This is a genomic window from Streptomyces glaucescens (assembly GCF_002154375.1).
Taxonomy (GTDB): Bacteria; Actinomycetota; Actinomycetes; order Streptomycetales; family Streptomycetaceae; genus Streptomyces; species Streptomyces glaucescens.
Map to the genome: position 1 here is coordinate 1 of NZ_MUND01000748.1, position 651 is coordinate 651.

The following is a 651-nucleotide window of genomic DNA, read 5'->3' on the forward strand; positions in this document are numbered from 1 at the left end:
GCGCCGTCCAGGCGGCGGACGGTGCGCAGGGCTGGGCGAGCAGCAGGGCCCCGCTGTGCCGGACGGCGCGTGCGGGGGCGAACGCGCAGCCCTGGCGGGCGGGCAGCACCCAGCGCAGATCGCCGTCGGCGACGCGGTAGGCGGTGACGCGGCGCGGGGTGACGACCGCGAGCATGCCCCGGCCCAGGGGGCGCAACACGCCGGTGCCGCCCTGCGCGCGGAGCCAGCCGGCGGCGGCCGGGAGGGCACGGTGCCAGCGCACGCGGCGGCCGTCGGTGTCCGTGACGAGCCCGTCGTCCCACAGCGCGATCGCCTCCCCGCGCGCGTGCAGCACGGCCAGCGGGCGCCGGCCGTCGCGGGTGTGCCGCCAGTGGAGCGCGCCGCTGCGGGGGTCGCGGGCCTCCACGGCGGCCCCGTGGACGCGGGTCCGGACGGCGCGCTCGTCCACCACGCGCGTGTACGCGCTGAGCCGGTCCCCGAAGGGCGCACGCCGGGCCTCGTGGGCGGCGGCCAGGAGCGGGACGGCGAGGAGGACGCAGAGGAACGCGCCAAGCAGCCCGGCGCCACGCCGGTGGGGGTACGGCTGTGGAGCGCGGAGGCGGAGCGGGTGCGGCCGGCGGGCGCGGAGGCGGAGGCGGGATGGTTGGGGGG

At 81.1% G+C, this 651-nt stretch carries 1 pseudogene; it reads right to left on the reverse strand.

Going from position 1 to position 651, the window contains the following annotated elements:
• Nucleotides 1-448 (reverse strand): annotated as a pseudogene (locus tag CCN42_RS36525) (PQQ-like beta-propeller repeat protein); the annotation flags it as partial.
• Between the last annotated feature and the right edge of the window lie 203 nt (nt 449-651).